Raw genomic sequence first — 19,314 nt, 5'->3', positions numbered from 1 at the left:
ACCTGTATCTGTGAGGTAACTCACTCCAATTTACAAGAATTAAACTTAAATATCCTCTTGATTTACAGTAGAAGCAAGTCAATATCGGTTCTCCTGCTGTTAAAGTCAGATCGCTTTATTAGCTTTCGGAGCAGGCAAAGAAAATCCGTATATTAGAGACTCTCCAATACTACCCGTGAACCGCCTCCTGCTTCGCTCGCAGGAATAACAACCAGCTTGCGCGGCAGACGAGCCCGCAGTTCCGGTACGTGGCTGATGACCCCGACTGCCAAACGATCATCATGCAATTTCTCGAGCGATGTAATGACCGTATCCAGCAGATCCGGGTCCAATGTTCCAAATCCTTCATCCAGGAAGAAGAATTGAAGCGGGTACTGGCCGCGCAGCTGAATCTGTGCGGACAAGGCGAGTGCCAGGGACAACGAGGTCAAGAAGGTCTCTCCACCAGATAAAGTGGATACCGGACGCTTAACTCCGCCGTTGGCATCATCGCAGATGACAAATCCACCGCCCGAATCCACCTCGAGTGAATAGCGCTGCTTCGTAAGAAAACGCAAACGCTGTGACGCAGCTTGGCTAACCTGCATGAGCTGCTCTTCTGCAATATACTCTACAAATGCATTGCCTCTGAATGCTGCCTGCAGTTTGCTGAGCTGCTCCCCGTGATGACTCACTTCCACCCGTTTGTTCTCCAATTCGGTCCAGCGAACGTGACGCTGCTGAACATCTTCCAGATCCCGTTCTGCACGAGCCTTCGCACTTAGCGCAGCTTCATCCTCAGCCCGTCGTAACTTCAGACGTTCTGTGCAGGCTAACCACTGCTCTTCGGACACTTCCGCACCACCCAGCTTTTGCTCCAGTTCACGCAGCTGGGAAACCAGCTCACGTTCCCTTTCACGATGATGCTGAATCTCTGCTGCCAGTCGCTCAGCCTCGTCTGCAGGAATTGCTGCCTCCAGAACGGCTTGGTCAGAGTCAAATGGAGATTGATCAAGCAATTGCTGCCAGCGTGCCTGCGCCTGCTCCAGATGCTCCGATGCTGAAGTCAGGGCCTGTCTGGCCATAACGTCCTTCTTGGCAGACTCCTGTTTCAGGTTATCCGATTCCTTGAAGCGCCGGGCCGAGTCGGCTGCTGCTTTTCGCAGCCCATCCAGCTGTGACTGCGTGACAGCGATGAGCTCTTCTACACGTTGTTCGCCCACCCACTGGCGCAGTCGTTCTTCCTTCTCGGCCAGCTGTTTACGGTTTCCCTGCCACTCGGTTTGCCACTGGATCAGCTGTTTGTCCAGTTCAACCAGCTTTTGTTGGAGGGACTGTACGGACTGTTCCTTTGCTTCCAAAAACGTGACACTCTTGTTCAGCCGTTCCTTGATGTCTTCGGCACGTGCATCGCGTTCCTGCATCGCCTGATGAAGGGCGACAGCCTCCTCTGGGGCGATGCCGGGCAGTTCTGCGGCCCAGCGGCCTTGCAATGCCGCCGCTGCTGCCTCGCTTTCGGCCAACTTGCGCTCTGCCTGGACGAGACCGGCACGGCCGGCCTCCTGCGCGGCTGCCGCCTCCATGCGGCGCTGCTGCGCACCCACAGCCGCCTGCTGCAACGCGGCGGCTTCCGCTTGCACTTGCGCTGCTGCGACAGCCAGCGCACGCGCGGTCTCGCGCAGCGCAGCGGCACGCGCCGCCCAGTCCGCAGGTGAGTGCCCGTGTGCGGGCGAACCTGCGGACTCTTGCTCCGCTGCCGCAGGCGCAGCCTCGGCTGCGGCCGGTGCTTCGCCGGCCGCGGCGCCAAGCTGCGTCAGCAGGCTGCGACGTTCGTGCAGCTGCTGGCGCAGCCCGAAGCGCAGCTCCTGCAGCTCTGCCTGCAGGCTGCGCAGCAGTTCCAGGTCCGCATCGCCTGCGTGCGGACCTTCTCCCGGCGGCGCAGCCGGGAGCGGGTGGTGTGCGGAGCCGCACACCGGGCATGGCTCGCCGTCACGCAGCTCGGCGCGCAAGGCGGAGGAGAGCCGGTGCAGCTCCTGCTCGCGCATCGAGCCGCGCAGCTGCTCCTCCGCCCCGGCCAGCACGCTTTGTTCACGGCCGATGTCCTGCTCACAGGCAAGCATGGCCTCCAGACCCGCCGACGCCTGTTCAATCAACAGCTTCCGCTGTTCTTTCAGGCGTTCCTCTTCGCCTATTGCGAACTGAAGTTTGCTTTCTGCCAAATTGGCAGCCTGCTTGTACGTCTCCATCTCGGCCTGATTCTGACGCAGCTGCTCTGCTGCCGTATCCAGCCGATGCCGAAGCTCCAGCGCAGCTTGCAGTTGTCTTCGCTCCTCTGACTTGACTTCATTCGGCTTCAGACTTTCCTGCAGTTCTTCCCGCCGTTTTCGTCCACGCTGCTGCAATTCTTTTTCCTTCTCCAGCTGCTGTCCATGAACTTCCTGCTCAGCCTGTCCTTTCTCCAGAAGCTGCTTCAAACGTGCGCTGTCCTCCTGAAGACTGTCCCGTTCCCGCTGCAGCTCTTTGGCCTGTTCCAACTGCTCCAGCCGAAGCAGCAGCTTGGGTTCGCCCTCTGCCAGCTGTACACGTGCCGTTTCGGCCTTTTCTGCTTCAAGCACAGCTAATCGTTCGTGTTCCACGGCTTCTTCATGTGCAGCAGAAGCTGCAGTTTGTCGCAGCTTCTGCTGGGTAACTGCATCCCGCATCGTCTGAAGCGCAGGCAAAATGGTATCTGCTGAGCTCGACTGTTTCAAGCGCTGCTCCCCGGTTTCGATTTGCGGTTCGAGAGCTTTGAGCTTATGTTGTTCATCCAGACGCTTCTGGCGTTCAAGACTTAATTCACGTATTTTACCCAGCTGCTCCGCTTCCTTCGCAGCTTCGTCCAGTGTCTGACGGGAGAGCTCCGCATGCTTCACGGTCTCCTGCAGAAGGCGTTTGGTTTCTTCCAACGTTTCTTGGCTTGCATTGCCAAGACCCTGCTGCTCTGCCAAGAGCGCTTGATGAACCATATCGTTATCCTTCACGCGCCTGCTGAGCTTAATGGCAAGCTGATCCCCGTACTTTTCCAAATGAAACAGCCGCTGCAGCATCTGGCGTCGTTCACTGCCTTTCAGCGATAGAAACTCAGCGAATTTTCCTTGAGGAAGCACTACGGCCCGCGTAAAATCATCCATTTTGAGCCCGATCACTTCCTCCACACAGCGGTTCACATCGGCTAGCTTGTCAGCGAGCACCTGTTCCTCTCCGTTTACGGTCTCAATAAATTTGCTGATCGTATTGCTTACCGATATTTCGTTATTCCGCTTAAAACGCCGTTCCACCCGAAATCTTCGCGCTCCTTCAGCTGACGACAGTTCGAAGGTAAAAGCGACTGCGAGGGCATCCTCAGCATGATTCATAATCCCCTGAGTCCCGTTAACCGCCCGCTCCACCTTCCCGTACATGGCAAGGGTGATGGCATCCAGCAGCGAAGATTTTCCACTGCCCGTTGGGCCGAAAATTCCGAATAATCCGGTTTCGGTCAGTACCGTAAAATCAATCTCCTGAGCCTCACGATAACTTTGCAACCCGGCCACTTTTAATAAAATCGGCTTCATCTTCCTTCGACCTCCTCACGCACGCCTGGCTCGTCCTCGTCCACCAGCTCAAGGAACAGCTGTACCAGACTGTCCTCCGGCTGTGCCCCGCCCGTCTGACGCTGGTAGAACTTGCGGAACAATTCATGCACAGGCAGCTCGGAACGCTGCTCCAGCAATCCAGCAGCGGCCATCTCCGGATACACCGGACGGATATGAATAATGCCATCATGGGACTTGCGCAATTGCTGGATCTCTTTGAGTGACATGGCATCGTCCAGCCATACTTCCATATCAATGAATGCTTGGGGGTCTCTTCCTTCTTCCAACCAGCGATACACCTCGGCCAGACCTCCGCGTGCCTTCCAGCGCACAAGTGGGCGTCCACAGGATAATAGCACTTCTTCTACATTCGGAGTTCCGCCGCCTGGCGCCAAATCCACCATCGTTACGGATTTGCTCTGTCCTGCTTCCGAGAAGCTATAGGCCAGCGGCGATCCGCTATACCGGATCACGCCGTCCCCCTTCACAGCCTGAGCGCGATGAAGGTGTCCGAGTGCTGTATATTGGGCACCGATCGATAGTGAAGATGGATCTACGGTATAAGCCCCGCCCACCTGAATTGGGCGCTCCGAATCGCTTTCAACCCCGCCCAGCACATAAATGTGACTCATCGCCAAATTCACCGTATCCGGACCAAATGAGTTAGCCAGACGCTGCATGAGCATGCCCACCCGGCGGCTATAAGCTTGGCGAAGCACGTTTTCATCACCATCCGTGGTGAGAACTTCATTAAGCCTTGCCTCTGAAGGATAGGGCAGAGCAGCAATTTTGGCAGTCTCGCCTGTTCTAGGCGCATGAATAGTCACCGCTTCCGCCGTCGGCATACCCACAAGTGTAATCCCCTGTCTGTTTACAAGCGGTGTCACAGAGGATACCCGTTCCGGCTGATCATGGTTACCTGCAATGACTACCAGTGGTCTTCCCCGCTCGGTAAGCCTGGCTGCCGCTTCGTAAAACAGCTGCTCTGCCGAAGCAGGCGGATTGACCGAATCATACACGTCACCAGCCATCAACACTGCATCAGCCTGCTGCTCATCTGCCAGTCTAACAAGTTCATCGACGAAATCCTCCTGCTCACGCAGCCTGCTTCTTCCTTCCAATGTTTTTCCCAAATGCCAGTCCCCGGTGTGCAAAATACGCATATTCCGTTCATCCCCTCTCCCTACAAAAACGTAATCATAAGAGCACCTAGTCCTAAATATTGGCAGCTCGTTCCCTGAATGGCACTAGCCAATGCGGAAACAAAGGGGACACCATCGTTTCCAAGAAAGCGATTCGTCCCCTTCGTGATTTTCATCGTTCATCACAAGCACATACAACGAATATATCTTCCGTTGCAAGATGCTCCATTAAAGTTCTACTACATGTCCACCATCAAAGAAGTACAGCCACTTCCGATCTACCTTGCGCCCCAAAATATCTTCAATCGCCCGGCCATACAGCTCTAGCTGAAAACGATAGTTTCTGGTCAGTTCATTTAATCCTCCGCGATGTTCCAGCACCCGATCCGTTTTGTAATCCAGCAGCGTAAGCTCACCGTCCACCTCGTAGAGGCAATCAATGATCCCCTGTACAAGTACGGTTTCATTCTCGAGCGAGGCCTGTAGTCCGCTATCTTCATCCAGGGATTGCATTCCCGCATTTGATGACAGATGCTGCACCCATTCGGCGGGAGAATGCTCTGCTGGAAGTCCATAGATAAAAGGAATCTCCCGTTTTACCCAGTCAGCTCGCAGCAGCTCCGTGCCTGGTTCCGTCTGAAAGAATTGAGCCAAATGTTCAGGTTCAATCACTTCTGCCTGATGAGGCAGCAATATCTGAAGTGTGGTCAGTCTTGCAAGCGTCTGTTCAACAATCGCGGCATCCACATTCGTTCCATCCAAAGGTAAATGCTGCATCAACGTATGATACACGGTCCCGCGTTCAGCCCCCGTCAACTGTTTCTCTTCCATAAACTTCGGGCGACGCAAATGCAATTTGAAGGAATGCTCATTCGTGACATCCGTCCGATCAAGACGTGCTTCACTGACTTTATCTTCTGACTGCGGGTTTTCGAGAACCTCCGCATCATCCATTTGTCTTTCCAGCTCTTCCATCACATGGAGAGGCTGATGGTCCTGTATTGCAAGCATTGTCTTTAATTCTGAGACGGACGTGCTCGCTGCTACCCGGGTTGTCGCCTCATATGGGTATGTCCATGATAGGCGACGCTCTACGTTTTGCATCCATTCGGTTTCCGTTACGACCCGATCAACTTTCACGTCTTCTCGTGAAGGTTCATCTTGCGAATCTCTAACCATCTCGCCATGGATTGTGGATGAATGTAAAATTACCGGTCTCACAGCTTGCAGCGCGTTCATTCGCTCTTGGCGAGCTTCTGCCAATTCGTCTTCCTCACCATGTTTTGAATCCACAAAGGTCTCCCTGGATACCCAATCGGCAGACATAATGGAAATGCTCCAGCGTGATTCATCATCCATCAGGCATGCAGCATAGGAGTCTTGTACACCAGCCAGTTCGCGTAATGAAGCTGCCGACGGATGGCGAATTAGAGACGGTCCGATCCAATCCAGATAACTTCGTCCTGCCGCGAGCAGGTAATCCGGCAGAATCAGTTCCGAACTGTCTTTGATCTGTGACCAGGCGGCTGCTTTTTTGGCAGCATCCTTAACCGTCCCAACCAGAATCATTTTCTCCTTGGGCCGAGTCAGTGCAACATACAGTACCCGCATCTCCTCAGCCAGCAGCTCAAACTGGGCTCTGCGTCGAATGGCGAGATTAGCTAGTGTGGGATAAGCCACCCTATTTTCCCGATCCACAAATCTCGGCCCGAACCCAAGCTCCTTGTGCATCAAGAACGGTGCATTCAGATCCTGCTGGTTGAACATTTTGGAGATGCCAGCCACAAATACAACCGGAAACTCCAACCCCTTACTCCGGTGAATGGTCATGATTCGGACCGCATTGTCCTGTTCGCCCGATCCCGCCACTGTTCCGAGATCCCCACCATTCTCGCGAAGTCTGGAGACATAGGTCAAAAAGCGGAACAATCCCCGATTGGACGTCGATTCTTCATATTGACGTGCACGGTCATACAGGGCTTTTAGGTTGCTTTGACGCTGTATACCTCCCGGAAGACCTCCTACCCAGTCCAAATAGCCAGTCTCCCTGTATATACGCCAAATGAGTTCACTTAGACTGCCTTGACGTGCCTCTAGCCTCCATTGCTCCAGCTGGCCCATAAAATGAATTAATTTCTGCTTTAATTCCGATCCTGCATTGGCTGAGTAATCTCCTGAATCATCCTGATTACCTTCATTTTCACTATCCTCATTCAAAGATTGCCGCTCAAGCACCCCGGACTCTGCTGCAACTGCAGCCTCTTGCTTGGCCTGTTCCAGTTCTGACCACACTTCCGGCCATTGCATCTGTACTGCGGACGAATCATCATTGGGCACTTGTCCGATCTGGACAGCAGATACAACTGCTTCATAGAAAGACTGCCTTTTATCCCCCAGGCGAATTTGTGCCAAATCCTCTTCATTTAAGCCCACAATTGGTGAACGAAGGACTGAAGCAAGCGGAATATCCTGCCGTGGGTTGTCCACGATCTGAAGCAGGGATAACATGATCTCCACTTCCGTTGCCTGAAAATAACCCTTGCTCTGCTCCCCTCCGGCCGGAATTCCCTGCTGCCTGAATTCTTCGATCATTAACGGAGCCCACATCAAGGCAGAGCGCAGCAGGATGACAATGTCGCCGTAACGGGCAGGACGCATTGTTTTTAACGCCTTATCATACACATTCAGCGCAGGCTGATCGGTATCGCCAACGATCTCCCGAATGCGCCGAGCCATGGCCCGTGCTTCCAGTTGAGCCGTTTCCAGTTCGGCACTTTCCAGTTCAGCCGACGCCAGCTGATCTCCATTTTCATCGACACTCTCGCCCAGATCCGGTCCCCCGCCTTGTCGGTCAATCAGAAGCAGTTCCGGGGTATAAGCCTCATCTCCCTCGGTTTCTGGTGGAAACGAAGCCCCGTAGGCAAGCTGGGCCCGTTCGTCATAAGCGATCTCTGCTACGCCCTCATTCATGAGCTGCCGAAACAGCATATTTACCGAATGAACAACCTCAGCACGACTGCGGAAGTTACGTGCCAGGTCAATACGTCTGCCTGCACGCCGCGTGCTCCCTTCTCCTTCATCGCTTTGGGTGCCAGAGTTGTACTGACGGTATTTATTCAGAAATAGCCCCGGTTCAGCCAAGCGGAAACGATAAATACTTTGTTTCACATCTCCTACCATAAAGCGATTGCCCGGATTCTCCCTGGAAATGAGCTTTACGATATCTTCCTGAACGGTATTGGTATCCTGATATTCATCCAGGAGCACTTCATCGAAACGAGCCCTGTATTCCATTGCAGCATCTGAAGGCATGGAGAGCTCTGGCGTGGAATCCTCATGACGCAAAATGTGAAGACAATAATGTTCCAGATCGCTAAAATCAACCTGCCCACGTTCTTGTTTGGCCCGCTTGTAACGTTCGCCGAACTCACTTACAAGTTTGGACAGTTCCTGCATGAGCGGAGCAGCCTGCTCCAGCTCCTGCCAGAAGGAAAATGCACTCCGGCCAAAGAGCGAGCCTTTCAAATCGGTGACTGCCTTTTTTGCAGCCTCCCGAAGTTCCTTCACTTGTTCCTGCAGCGCCGGATCGGTTTGATCTTTTTTGCAGGGTTTCAGCTTGCCAAAAGCTGCGGGCTGAAATACTTCAGGCAGTCTCTCCCATGGCATAACCTCCACTGCAGATTGGAGCTCCTCCACCATGGCCAGATCTTCCTTTAAGGTATCCGCGTACGGTTTAGGCCCTTCCGGCTGCAACGCAATGCCAATACCTTGACGCAAGAGCCCCGCTGCACCGCTCAGGGTAAGTGCGGCATCACGTAAAATGCTCTGTACCCATGCTGAATGACCAAGGGCCTCTACACTTTCCACTTGAAATGCAGACGCCATTTCCGCGAGCCAGTGATCCGGCCAGGAGTGACTGCGCGAGAAATCATACAGGCGCTGCACAAGCCGGTGCATGGCATCATCGTTCCGTTCGCCGCTGAACCAGTCCACAAGCTCACGGAATGTGCTGCCTTCGCCTTCTTCCCCGTATTTATCTTCAAACAGCTCTTCCAGGAGCTCCTGACGCAGCATTTCGGCTTCATTCTCGTTCAATATCCGAAAAGCCGGGTTAAGCGGAATTTGCTGATAGTACCGGCGGATGACTTCCATACAAAATGAATGCAGCGTTGTGATTGAAGCGCGCCCAAGCAGCGATAACTGTTTGCGCAAATGCTCTTCCTCAGGCTCTTCTTCGAGTGCACGTTCAAGTGCTTCCCGTATACGCTGCTTCATCTCAGCAGCTGCTGCCTTCGTAAAGGTAGCCACCAACAATCGATCCACACTGAAACCACGAGAAGGATCGGCTATTTTACGAATAATCCGTTCGACCAACACGGCTGTTTTACCCGACCCCGCTGCTGCAGCAACGAGAATGTCTTCGCCACTCTGGGAAATTGCACTCCACTGGTCATCGCTCCAGAAGCTGCCTTCCGGTTTTGGCATATTCGTCATGACGTCTCCCCTCCCTTGTTGTGTGACAGCATGTCCCAGATTTGCTGTTTGCCCGGTTTGGACAACAGATTATATTCATTGCCTTCAATATTCTCATCAAATTGACAGACAGGTTTAAACGGACAGAATGTGCATGCAACCTCCTGCTGAATGCGGTAAGGCTCTATGGCCACATCCCCTTCCGTAATCCGGGTCCCGATCTCCCGAATATTGCTTCGAACAGACGCGAGCAGCGTGTCCCATTGGTCTGGCGTAGCTACCGCTGCGCTGCTATAGAAACTGCCGTCCGCCTTGAGTGCAACAGGAATAATGGCCGAGTAGCCTTTATCCAGCGTGTTATCCATCTGTGCGATGGCATCACGATCTGCCAGAAGCAAGCCCTTCATTTTGAAGCGTTTCAGCAATTCCTGTCCCGCCTGTTCTGAGGTCATGCCGTTCGCAGATTGCAGCAATGGGTTATGCACATGGAAATACAGTGTTCCTCCAGGCATCGCCGATTCTCCCAGCCACTCTTCGGCAGCACTAAGCAGCACTTCCAGATACGTAAGCATCTGTAGGGACAGTCCGTAGTACACTTCATGCAATTTGAGATCCGTCTGGCTTGATTTATAGTCAATAACCCGAAGCAAAAGTCCATTTTCTCCCTCGGCCACATCAACCCGGTCAATCCGGCCCACAATCTCCATCACACACCCGTTCTCCAGTTCGAAACGAAGAGGCGGCAAGGGTTTGCCTGGCCCAAAGTCCAGCTCCAGACCAATAGGTTCAAAACTCCCCCGTCTGGATTGCTCACCCAAAATGACCGAAGCCCGGCTTACAATATCCTTCAGTTTGCGGAAAATGTAGCCGTAACGCTTCGTGCTCAGCAGAATCTCGCCCTGAAGCTGCGGGGCAATCTGATCCACCGTTTGCTCCGCTTCCTTGCGGCATTGTTCCGGAGAGAGGCTGCCCCAGCTGCGGTTCTCTTCACGCAGTCTTATTGCCAGCTGACTCAGCGCAGCATGGAACAGCTGCCCAATGTCCGGAGCTTGAAGACGATATAGCTGACGCTCTTTCAAACGCAACCCATGCGAGGCAAAATGGGAGAATGGACACGCCACGAATCGTTCCATTCGCGAAACACTTGTCCGCACCTCCGTGCCATACAATCGGCGGCTTGTCGAAGTACGAAGAGGCAATGCACGATTGCGATAAAAAATGGAGCCCAGCAATCGCTCCAGCTGTGGTCTGAGACTCTCATTGGAGCAGTGCCAGTTGTAGACCGACCACCAGAGTTCAGGAATCTCTTCACCCCTGCGCCATCTGCGCAGCTGCCCAATCAGAACCGACAGACTCTGCTCTGGATGAATAACGTAAGGCCAGTGAGCTTCTTCCCAACCCGTTACTGGCGGCTGTGCAAGAAGTGGCACTTCATTCAATCCGAACATCTTTCGTACATGTCTCACAATTTCCGAAGGCAAAAGCGTTTTGCCCTCATCATCCGCCACAGGGTAACTCAACCACAACTGCTTACTTGCAGCAGTCAAGGCGGTATAGATCAGGAAACGCTCGTCCAGCATTCGTCTTGTTGTTCCAGGTCCGAGACCGAGACCTCTTTCGGTCAGCAGCTCCCGCTCCTGCTCCGTTAACACGCCATCTTCCTGCGGCACAGCCGGCAGTTCACCGTCAACGGCTCCCAGGATGAATACATACTGGATATCCTGCAGCCGCGTCCGGTCCATGGAACCGACCAGCACCTGATCCAACGCCGGCGGAACAAGTCCCAGCTTCAGCTCAGTCAACCCCGTCTCCATCAGGCCTGCAAACAGATCGATGTCCAGTCTTTCGGCTCCCATCATATCCACCATCTGGTCCAGCAGATCCAGGACAGCTCCCCACATCTGACGATGTTCCCGCGAACGCTCCGGATCGCCCTGAGCTGTTGCCTCAGCAGACATCATTTCGAGCTTCCAGGGAATTTCTGCGTCTTCGAGCAGTCCATAAAGTGCAGCACACTGTTCTCTTGCCGTCTTAGCCTTGATCATGCGTTTCTCAAACGCAGCCATCGGATCCGTAATAACCGTTCGGCATTTCTCCATAAGCGACAGCATTTGTTCCCGCCCTCGGCTTCGGCCGTCCTGTCCATTGTCTTCCAGAGACAGACTCGGGACGTATTTCCAAGGCTTGCCGTCGGTCCAGCGGTATCCGTGAATTCCACACGCGAGTATATAATTTTCGAGCTGGTCCATATCTTCACGAGTGATGGAACCATCACGTGGAAGCAGCAGATCCGTTTTGACACAGCGAAATACATCTTCGTAACGCCAGCGGCGACGAACGACATCAATTGCAGAACGAATGAATTCGGAGAGCGGATGATGAAGCTCACTTCTTCTGCGATCCAGGAAAACGGGCACATCATAGTCCCTGAATAGTGGCTCGGCAATATCAGCGTAGGCATCCAGCTGACGAACGAGTACGGCCATGTCCCGGTAACGCACGCCTTCCTCCTGAGCCAATCTGCGCATTTCACGCAGTGCACCTTCCATCTCAGCCCGGCGATTTTCGGCTGCGTATAACTTCACGCCTGCATCGCGGCCATCACTTTTCCAACGAATCCGTCGGTCGAACCCAGACTCCAGATGGGCCAAACCAGGGCTGTGCTCATATCTTGGTAAAACATCCGGCTGCAGCACTGTCGTTTCGCTCATAACTCCCAGATCCTCAGCCATACCCTTGAGCCGCGCATATGCGCTCGCTGTTGGATGGAACAGATCCAATTCGCTGGGCAGTGCCCCATGATCATATGGCCGATCCAAGGTCAACGTAATGGTTACTGAAGAGGACTGAAGCATCAGTCTCCCAATTACGCTCATTTCCTGTGGTGTAAAGCCCTGAAAACCGTCAATCCAGATTTGTGCATCCTGAAGAAGCTCACTCTCTGCCAAACGTTCGTTCAGTTCTGTCAGTGTGTCTTCATCATCGATGTAGAGTTCCGTTAGTTCCTGTTCATAATCTCGATATATAAGAAGCAAATCATGTAACTTGTCACCCAGGATCGGTGCTGAAGAAGACGTATTCCAATTCGAGAGGCCTTCTTCCAACAAGCCGGGATCTAGTTCATAACGCTTAAACTCACTGTACAAATCATTTAAATGCCCTATAAAGCCCAATTGATTGCCCGAAGCGCCAAAAAGCTTCAACTCTTCCTTGCGCCGCTGAAGTACTTTATAAAGCAGCATCTTCTTCCCCTCAGCCCCGATTGGAATCCGAGCAGAACCACCCGCTTCCTGCATGATACGATAGGCTAATCGGCGAAAACCCAATACTTCTGCACGCATGGTGCCTTTGATCGCGCCAGAAGAAACCAGAGCCTGCTCGGTGCGAAACGAGCTTTGTTCCGGAACCAACCATATGAGTGGTTTGCCTTGAGGTTCCTTTTGAAGCAAAGACGTAATTTCCCGGGTAATCAGCGTCGTCTTGCCGCTGCCTGCCCGGCCAATAATAAAGCGTACAGACATGTCTAATCCTCCAAACCATCACGAACAAGATTTTAGTTCCCAGTATAACATATCTGACCTGGTTCGGAACATACGTTTGCCACAATCCGGTAAAGGCAAATGATTTCCTGTAACACAAAACAAGCCCACAGCTTATTACACCGTGGACTTGTTTCTTAACGTCAACTTTTAACAAGATGACAGATCAGTTTGTTTTGCTGCGCACTTCAAAAATTGCAAATTTCAAGTAATGCCCTTCATCCACACCCAAAATTTGCGGGTGATCCTTGCCGGCAGCTTTCCATTCAATCAGGCGCAGTACCTTGCCCGCATCTTCAGCAGCATCCGCAATCGTTTCCAGGAAGAGATCGGGACGCATATGATACGAACAGCTCGCTGTGACCAAATACCCACCTTCATTCACAAGTTTCATGCCATGCAGGTTAATATCCTTGTATCCACGGCAGGCGCCTTTGACTGCTGATTTGGTTTTGGCAAAGGCAGGTGGGTCAAGAATGACCACATCAAATGTTTTCCCGCCGCCAGCTGCAAGCGCTTTGGAGGTATCCACTTTCTGTTCGGCTGCCCGTGCACGTACGGAACGCTCTTCTACTCCCTTGACCTGTTCACGTAAATACTGGAAGGCATCAGCGACAACAAATTCTACCCGATCCGTAAAACCGTTCAATTCTACATTGGTGCGGGCACTTTCAATAGCATGCTCTGAAATATCTAGGCATGTGACTTTTTTGGCGCCATATTTGCAGGCGTTCAACGTGAAGCTGCCCGTGTGCGAGAAGCACTCCAGAACAGTAGCCCCATCCCAATAGGGGAAGGTCACCACTTTACCACTTTTATTTACAGGTAACAGCTGATGGCTTCCCTCTTGTTCCACTTCCTGCAAAGCAATCCCGCTTTTATAGCCCCAGCCCTTCATAAGCGGCTCAATTGCCGCCCGATTCTCACGCTGGTCGAAGAAATAGCCTGTTTTCTGGCCTTCCACGATATCCACTTTGATAAGCAAGCCATTCTCGGTTACCGTAACATGACGTGGGCACTCCCCGTACAGCGGTCCTTTGGTCTGCTCCAGTCCTTCCAGCTCACGAATCGGCACATCACTGCGCTCATAAATTCCTTCCGGCTGCATCACTTCTATCAGAGCCTGTACGATGGCTTCACGGCAGCGATCCATTCCCAAGGTAAGCAGCTGCACAACGAGAACACTGCCAAAACGGTCCACGATCAGACCCGGCAGAAAATCAGCTTCTCCATAAACGAGACGGTAGGCCTCTCCATCCTGGATAAAACGTTCCCGGTGACGCAGACAATCGCTGAATCGAGCGGCAAAAAAGGCGGTGTCCATCTGCTCAAACTCCAACGGTTGATATGAAACCACTCTCACTGTAATTTGTGAAGCCGGGTTATAGTATCCTGTCGCCAGATAACGACCTTGATGATTCAATACGTTGACCAGATCTCCCGGTTCGGGGTTACCGTCAACCGAGGCAATTTCGTTGTTATATATCCATGGATGTGCATGTTCAAGCCGCTTTTTGCGACTGCGTTCCAGTGTAACCGATGGCAAGGTAAATCCACTTCCTTTGTAGTTAATTAGTTTGTTGAAAAGATAGGTTTAGTGCAAAGGGAGACCGCTACGTGGACGGATTGGTCTTCCGATCGCTGTTATCCCCGGATTTTTTTGATTCCCTTCTTACAAAGGGAAAATCCATGGATAAACGCGAACGCTTCGCTTCTTCTGATCCAATTCCGTCCCCTCCGCTCCGTTTGCACGAATCACCGTATCTTTTGAATGGTGAGGTGAGTCTGCTTAAGACAGAATCCAATACAAAATACGGCTACCACTTCCGGGACGGATTGGTCTTCTGATCGCTGTTATCCCTGGATTTTTTTGATTCCCTTTTTACAAAGGGAAAATGCGGGGATAAACGCGCACGCTTCGCTTCCTCTGATCCAATTCAGTTCGCACCAATGACCTCCGGCTGTCATGGTTGTCCTCTCTTATTCATAAGATGAGATAACGACTAGGCACGGAAGGAATGATGGAACGAGATGTTCAGAGATATTGTGCTGCCGCTCATATATGGGCTAATTATCTTTTTTGGTGGAATGAAACTGATGGAAACGGCTTTACAGCGAATGGCTGGGCCAATGCTGGCCGGGTGGCTTAACCGAGCTACCTCGGCTCCATGGAAAGGCATGGCTTTCAGTGCAGGAGCCACGGCAATACTACAGAGCAGCACCGCCGTTACAGTACTCACCATTGGTCTCGCAAATGCAAGATTAATTACTTATGGTCGCACACTAGGCATTATTCTGGGCACGAACATCGGTACATGCCTGACAACCGAGCTGATTGGGTTACAGATTGGACGTGCTGCCCTGCCCTTGCTAATCACTTCTCTTACAGGTTGGGCTGTCTTTGTTGTTCTTAGTGAACGCAATCAAGCAGCCCCCGAACACACCCGAAGGTTCCTAATGAACTCACAGTACAGCTTTCTTGCAGCTGCCGGTTTTGCTCTGGTGATGACCGGCATTCAAGTCATGCAATCCATCGCCGTCCCCCTGCGCAGCATGGGCGTATTTCAGTGGTTTTTGGATCGCTCGGCTGACAGCCTGTGGTGGGGATTTCTGGCTGGTGCCTGCCTTACGGCTCTCATTCATAGCAGCGCAGCTGTCATCAGCATGGCGATTACGCTGGCAGCTACAGGAGTGCTGCCTGTGGAGATTGGTATTGCCATCGTGATCGGGTCCAATGTCGGGACCTGTATCACGGCTGTCATTGCAGCCGCCGGAGGAGCTTCCGCAGGCAAATTCGTTGCAGCCTCCCATGTTGTATTGAACATTGCGGGAGCATTGCTTTTTATGCCGCTGATCGGTCAGCTGCATGCAGCTTCAGCTTGGCTGTCAGCGGACTACGGGGCACAGATTGCGCATGCCCAGACCCTTTTTAACATCATCAGCTCACTGCTTGCATTACCCCTGTGCTATCTGCCCATCTGGCACAAAAAACCACCGGCTCACGCCCCATCAGCGAAGTCGCCCGCGGCTTGATGCTTGGCTCCTCTATTTGATAATGAACCAAGCATTGCTGTATTCGGCAAGTATTATACGTTAATGCCCAGCTTGTTCAGTGCCACACGCAAAATGTTATCGTTGTTGTCGTAACCGTTCTGCTGCTGTCTTGACCAGGCTTCTTCTGGTGCGTACCAATCAACTCCCTTGATCTCTTCGATCTGCGGCTGCAGGTTTCCGCTCTCTGCTTCAACCAGATAATAGTGAACTTCCTTGTCTACCGGACCAAATTCATCATGCTGATATGTGTAGGCAATGATATCGACAGGCTCCACAATTCGGCCGACCATGCCTGTCTCTTCCAAAATCTCGCGCAAGGCGGTTTCCTCTACCGTTTCTCCTGCTTCCATCTTGCCTTTGGCAAGTGTTGTTTTGCCATAACGATCCACAATAAGCTGAATTTGAAGACTGCCGTCTTCCCCTTTACGATAGACTACACCGCCTGCGGATATTTCCTTTTTGTTCATTCTGATTTCCCCCGTTCACAGATATGTCTTGCCTTTAGTTGAAAAACAAGGACCTCATCTCCCCGGGTACGCTCCCCAAGGAAATGAAATCCTTGTTTTACTGACGCCTCGATTACATCGCTGCGGACTTCAGATTATCTTCCAGTACACGAACCAGCGTAGCCTGGCTTTCGTTTACACCCGCTTCGGTCACTTTGACGCGGCACACTTTACCGATCATGTCCGTAGAGCCATCGAATACGAGCTGAATGTAGTTATCGCTATAACCATGCAATTTTCCGCTGCCTTCACGGCCTTTTGCTTCACCTTCCGGAATGACATCCAGAACCTGACCTACAAATTTCTGTGCATAAGCCAGCTGCATTTGTTCAGACAGGTCGATCAGTTCATGCACACGGGCATTTTTGACTTCTTCATCCACCTGATCTTCCATCCGGGCAGCCGGTGTTCCTGTACGCTTGGAGTACGGGAATACGTGCATCTCCGAGAAACCGATTTTTTTCATCAATTCATAGCCGTTACGGAACATTTCGTCTGTTTCACCCGGGAAACCAACGATAACGTCCGTTGTAATAGCCACATCCGGCATCGCTTCACGAATGCGGAGCATTTTGTTATAAAATTCTTCGGTTGTGTACTTCCGGCGCATGCGTTTCAATACCGTGTCATCGCCTGCCTGCAGCGGAATATGGAAGTGGCGTACCAGCTTGTCCGAACGTTTGATAACGTCCAGCATCCGATCATCGATCTGGCTTGCTTCAATGGAACTGATACGAATCCGTTCCAGTCCTTCCACTTTATCCAGATCCCACAGCAGATCAGTCAGATCGTAGTTCTCCATATCATCACCATATCCACCCGTGTGAATGCCTGTCAGGACAATTTCCTTATAACCGGCATGTACAAGCTGATGAGCTTGCTGAACTATGCTGTTTGCTTCCCGGCTGCGGGAGAGCCCGCGTGACCATGGAATGATGCAGAACGTGCAGAAGTTGTTGCAACCGTCCTGAATTTTCAGGAATGCACGCGTTCGATCCGCGAAGTCCGGCACGTCCATTTCCTCAAATACACGAGTTTTCATAATGTTCCGCACGGCATTGACTGGCTGACGGGACTCCTGAATTTCGCGAACATAAGGTAAAATTTTATCCCGGTCCTGCGTTCCGATGACGAGATCCACTCCAGGAATGTCGAGAATCTCTGCTGGCGAAGTTTGAGCGTAACAGCCCGTAACTGCTACAATCGCATCCGGGTTGCGACGAATGGCACGACGGATGATTTGACGACTCTTTTTGTCCCCGGTATTCGTTACCGTACATGTATTAATCAGATATACATCTGCTGTCTGTTCATCGAAGTCCACTTGATCGTATCCTTCATTTTTGAACAATTGCCAGATCGCCTCTGTATCATAAAAGTTAACTTTGCAGCCCAAGGTGTAAAACGCCACGGATGGCATAATTACATTCCCCCCATTTCTCCGGATTCATATAAAACACAAGTCAGCGCTGCCATCCCTGCGGTCTCGGCACGCAAAATTCGCTTGCCCAGCCCAACAGATACCGCGCCTGCCTGATCGGCTTCCAGCGTTTCTCTCTCGGAGAACCCGCCTTCAGGTCCAACCACAATCAACACGTCTGCAGCCGCATTAGGTGCGAGCTGTTCGATAAACGGCTTCAGCGCATCGCGCAGCTGCTTGCCGTTCTCCTTTTCATAACAATAACATACCAAACTGTAGCCCTCAAAAGAAGACAGCAGCCCTTTCCAGGAAAGTGGCTGCTCGACGGATGGAATGCGATTCCGATGACTTTGTTCAGCGGCTTCCTTGGCAATTTTGCCCCACCGCTCCAACCGTTTGCCTTCTTTCTTGGCATCATATTGGACAATCGTCCGTTCCGAGAGGAAAGGTACAAAGGCTACCGCTCCGATTTCGGTACATCTCTGAATAACCGTCTCCATTTTGTCACCCTTCGGCAAGCTCTGGGCCACCGTTACGCGAATACGGGCTTCATGGTCCATTTTCAGAGATTCCACGATATTTGCCGTTACCTGGCCAGCTTCGATACTCTCAATCTCCACCAAAGCCTCACGACTCTGTCCATCACTGACAATCAGTTTATCTCCAGGCTTGCCACGCATCACTTTACCGATATGGCGCGCATCATCTCCCAGAATGACAACAGAATGCTCTGTAAGCTGCTCTGCAGATACAAAATAACGCTGCATGGGTTTATCCACCTATTCTTTCCTGTTATGACTGGCATTCACCCTGCCGTGCGGCAGGCGTGAATCCAATCGCCACAGATGATCATACAACTTTTATGTCCTTCTGACCAGCATTTCAGTCCAAAAGACTAGTGATATTATCGATATAATCCAATGATTCCTTTTGCCAAATTAACATACATATTCTGCGCTAATTCATATAATGGCTGAATTGTAGCGTTCTGCAGCGGAGGAATAATCAGAATTAATAGAAAAATAAAAATGGACCATTGTTCAACCCCTTGCAGTTTGCGACTAATCGAAGGTGGCAATACATCTTCAAGAATTCGGTAACCATCCAGTGGCGGCAATGGGATCAGGTTAAAGAGGAACAGGAAAAAGTTCGTCAGATTGAAAATGGAGAAGAACATGGAGATCGCCGTGAACAATCGTTCATTCTCAATCCCACCTAACACCCCCGAACCTACAAGAGAAGCATAGATAACGGTTCCCACAATAGCCAAAAGCAAATTGCTAAGCGGTCCAGCAAACGACACGATAACTCCCATTAATCTAGGCTTATCAAAATTCGCACGGTTGACCGGAACAGGACGTGCCCAACCGAACCCGGCAATGACAAGCAGCAGTACACCAAACAAGTCAAAATGCACTGCCGGATTAAGGGTGACCCGACCCAGCAGCTTGGCAGTCGGATCCCCAAATTTATTGGCAAAGTACGCATGGGCAAACTCATGTACAGTGAAAGCAATTAGAATCGTCAGCAGGAAAAACGGGAGCTGATCAATGGGATAACGAAAGAACGAATTCAGAAAGTCCATTC

At 51.8% G+C, this 19,314-nt stretch carries 11 protein-coding genes; 2 read left to right on the top strand and 9 right to left on the bottom strand.

The genetic code is table 11. The features are described from left to right. Positions 1-152 precede the first annotated feature (152 nt). The 5 genes from CHI14_RS17745 to CHI14_RS17725 all read right to left on the bottom strand — a co-directional run bounded on the left by CHI14_RS17745 (position 153) and on the right by CHI14_RS17725 (position 14,293). On the bottom strand, positions 153-3,572 hold the full coding sequence (locus tag CHI14_RS17745) for an AAA family ATPase (RefSeq protein WP_095289872.1): 3,420 nt from the start codon (positions 3,570-3,572) through the stop codon (positions 153-155). Then, on the bottom strand, positions 3,569-4,756 hold the full coding sequence (locus CHI14_RS17740; protein WP_095289870.1) for an exonuclease SbcCD subunit D: 1,188 nt from the start codon (positions 4,754-4,756) through the stop codon (positions 3,569-3,571). The genes CHI14_RS17745 and CHI14_RS17740 overlap by 4 nt, the downstream gene beginning before the upstream one ends. A 207-nt stretch (positions 4,757-4,963) precedes the next feature. Continuing rightward, on the bottom strand, positions 4,964-9,229 hold the full coding sequence (gene addA / locus CHI14_RS17735) for a helicase-exonuclease AddAB subunit AddA (protein ID WP_095289868.1): 4,266 nt from the start codon (positions 9,227-9,229) through the stop codon (positions 4,964-4,966). Further along, on the bottom strand, positions 9,226-12,729 hold the full coding sequence (gene addB / locus CHI14_RS17730) for a helicase-exonuclease AddAB subunit AddB (RefSeq protein ID WP_095289867.1): 3,504 nt from the start codon (positions 12,727-12,729) through the stop codon (positions 9,226-9,228). Before addB ends, addA begins: the two co-directional genes overlap by 4 nt. 184 nt (positions 12,730-12,913) lie before the next feature. Then, positions 12,914-14,293: a class I SAM-dependent rRNA methyltransferase gene (locus tag CHI14_RS17725; protein WP_095289865.1), complete on the bottom strand. Its 1,380-nt coding sequence runs from the start codon at positions 14,291-14,293 to the stop codon at positions 12,914-12,916. 71 nt (positions 14,294-14,364) lie between these two features. Here CHI14_RS17725 and CHI14_RS17720 point away from each other — a divergent pair, with 71 nt between their 5' ends. Beyond that, positions 14,365-14,595, top strand: coding sequence for a hypothetical protein (locus CHI14_RS17720; RefSeq protein ID WP_095289864.1), 231 nt, complete (start codon positions 14,365-14,367; stop codon positions 14,593-14,595). 183 nt (positions 14,596-14,778) lie between these two features. After that, the gene (locus tag CHI14_RS17715) at positions 14,779-15,780 is read left to right on the top strand and encodes a Na/Pi cotransporter family protein (RefSeq protein WP_095289862.1); all 1,002 of its coding nucleotides are present in this window, start codon (positions 14,779-14,781) and stop codon (positions 15,778-15,780) included. 53 nt (positions 15,781-15,833) lie between these two features. Here CHI14_RS17715 and CHI14_RS17710 read toward each other — a convergent pair whose 3' ends face one another. The 4 genes from CHI14_RS17710 to CHI14_RS17695 all read right to left on the bottom strand — a co-directional run bounded on the left by CHI14_RS17710 (position 15,834) and on the right by CHI14_RS17695 (position 19,312). Beyond that, a complete protein-coding gene (locus tag CHI14_RS17710) occupies positions 15,834-16,268 on the bottom strand; it encodes an NUDIX hydrolase (RefSeq protein ID WP_095289860.1) in 435 nt (144 codons plus the stop codon). A gap of 112 nt (positions 16,269-16,380) precedes the next feature. Continuing rightward, positions 16,381-17,727: a tRNA (N(6)-L-threonylcarbamoyladenosine(37)-C(2))-methylthiotransferase MtaB gene (gene mtaB, locus CHI14_RS17705; RefSeq protein WP_095289859.1), complete on the bottom strand. Its 1,347-nt coding sequence runs from the start codon at positions 17,725-17,727 to the stop codon at positions 16,381-16,383. Between the two features lie 2 nt (positions 17,728-17,729). Continuing rightward, positions 17,730-18,494 (bottom strand): RsmE family RNA methyltransferase, encoded by a 765-nt coding sequence (locus tag CHI14_RS17700; protein ID WP_095289857.1) that lies wholly within the window; start codon positions 18,492-18,494, stop codon positions 17,730-17,732. A 137-nt stretch (positions 18,495-18,631) separates the two neighbouring features. Further along, complete coding sequence (locus tag CHI14_RS17695; protein WP_095289855.1) at positions 18,632-19,312, bottom strand: site-2 protease family protein; 681 nt, start codon at positions 19,310-19,312, stop codon at positions 18,632-18,634. Between the last annotated feature and the right edge of the window lie 2 nt (positions 19,313-19,314).

It is taken from the genome of Paenibacillus sp. 7516 (assembly GCF_002272715.1).
Classification (GTDB): Bacteria; Bacillota; Bacilli; order Paenibacillales; family Paenibacillaceae; genus Paenibacillus; species Paenibacillus illinoisensis_A.
Note: the sequence above shows the minus strand (reverse complement) of the source record. Positions and strands in the feature narration are given on the sequence as shown.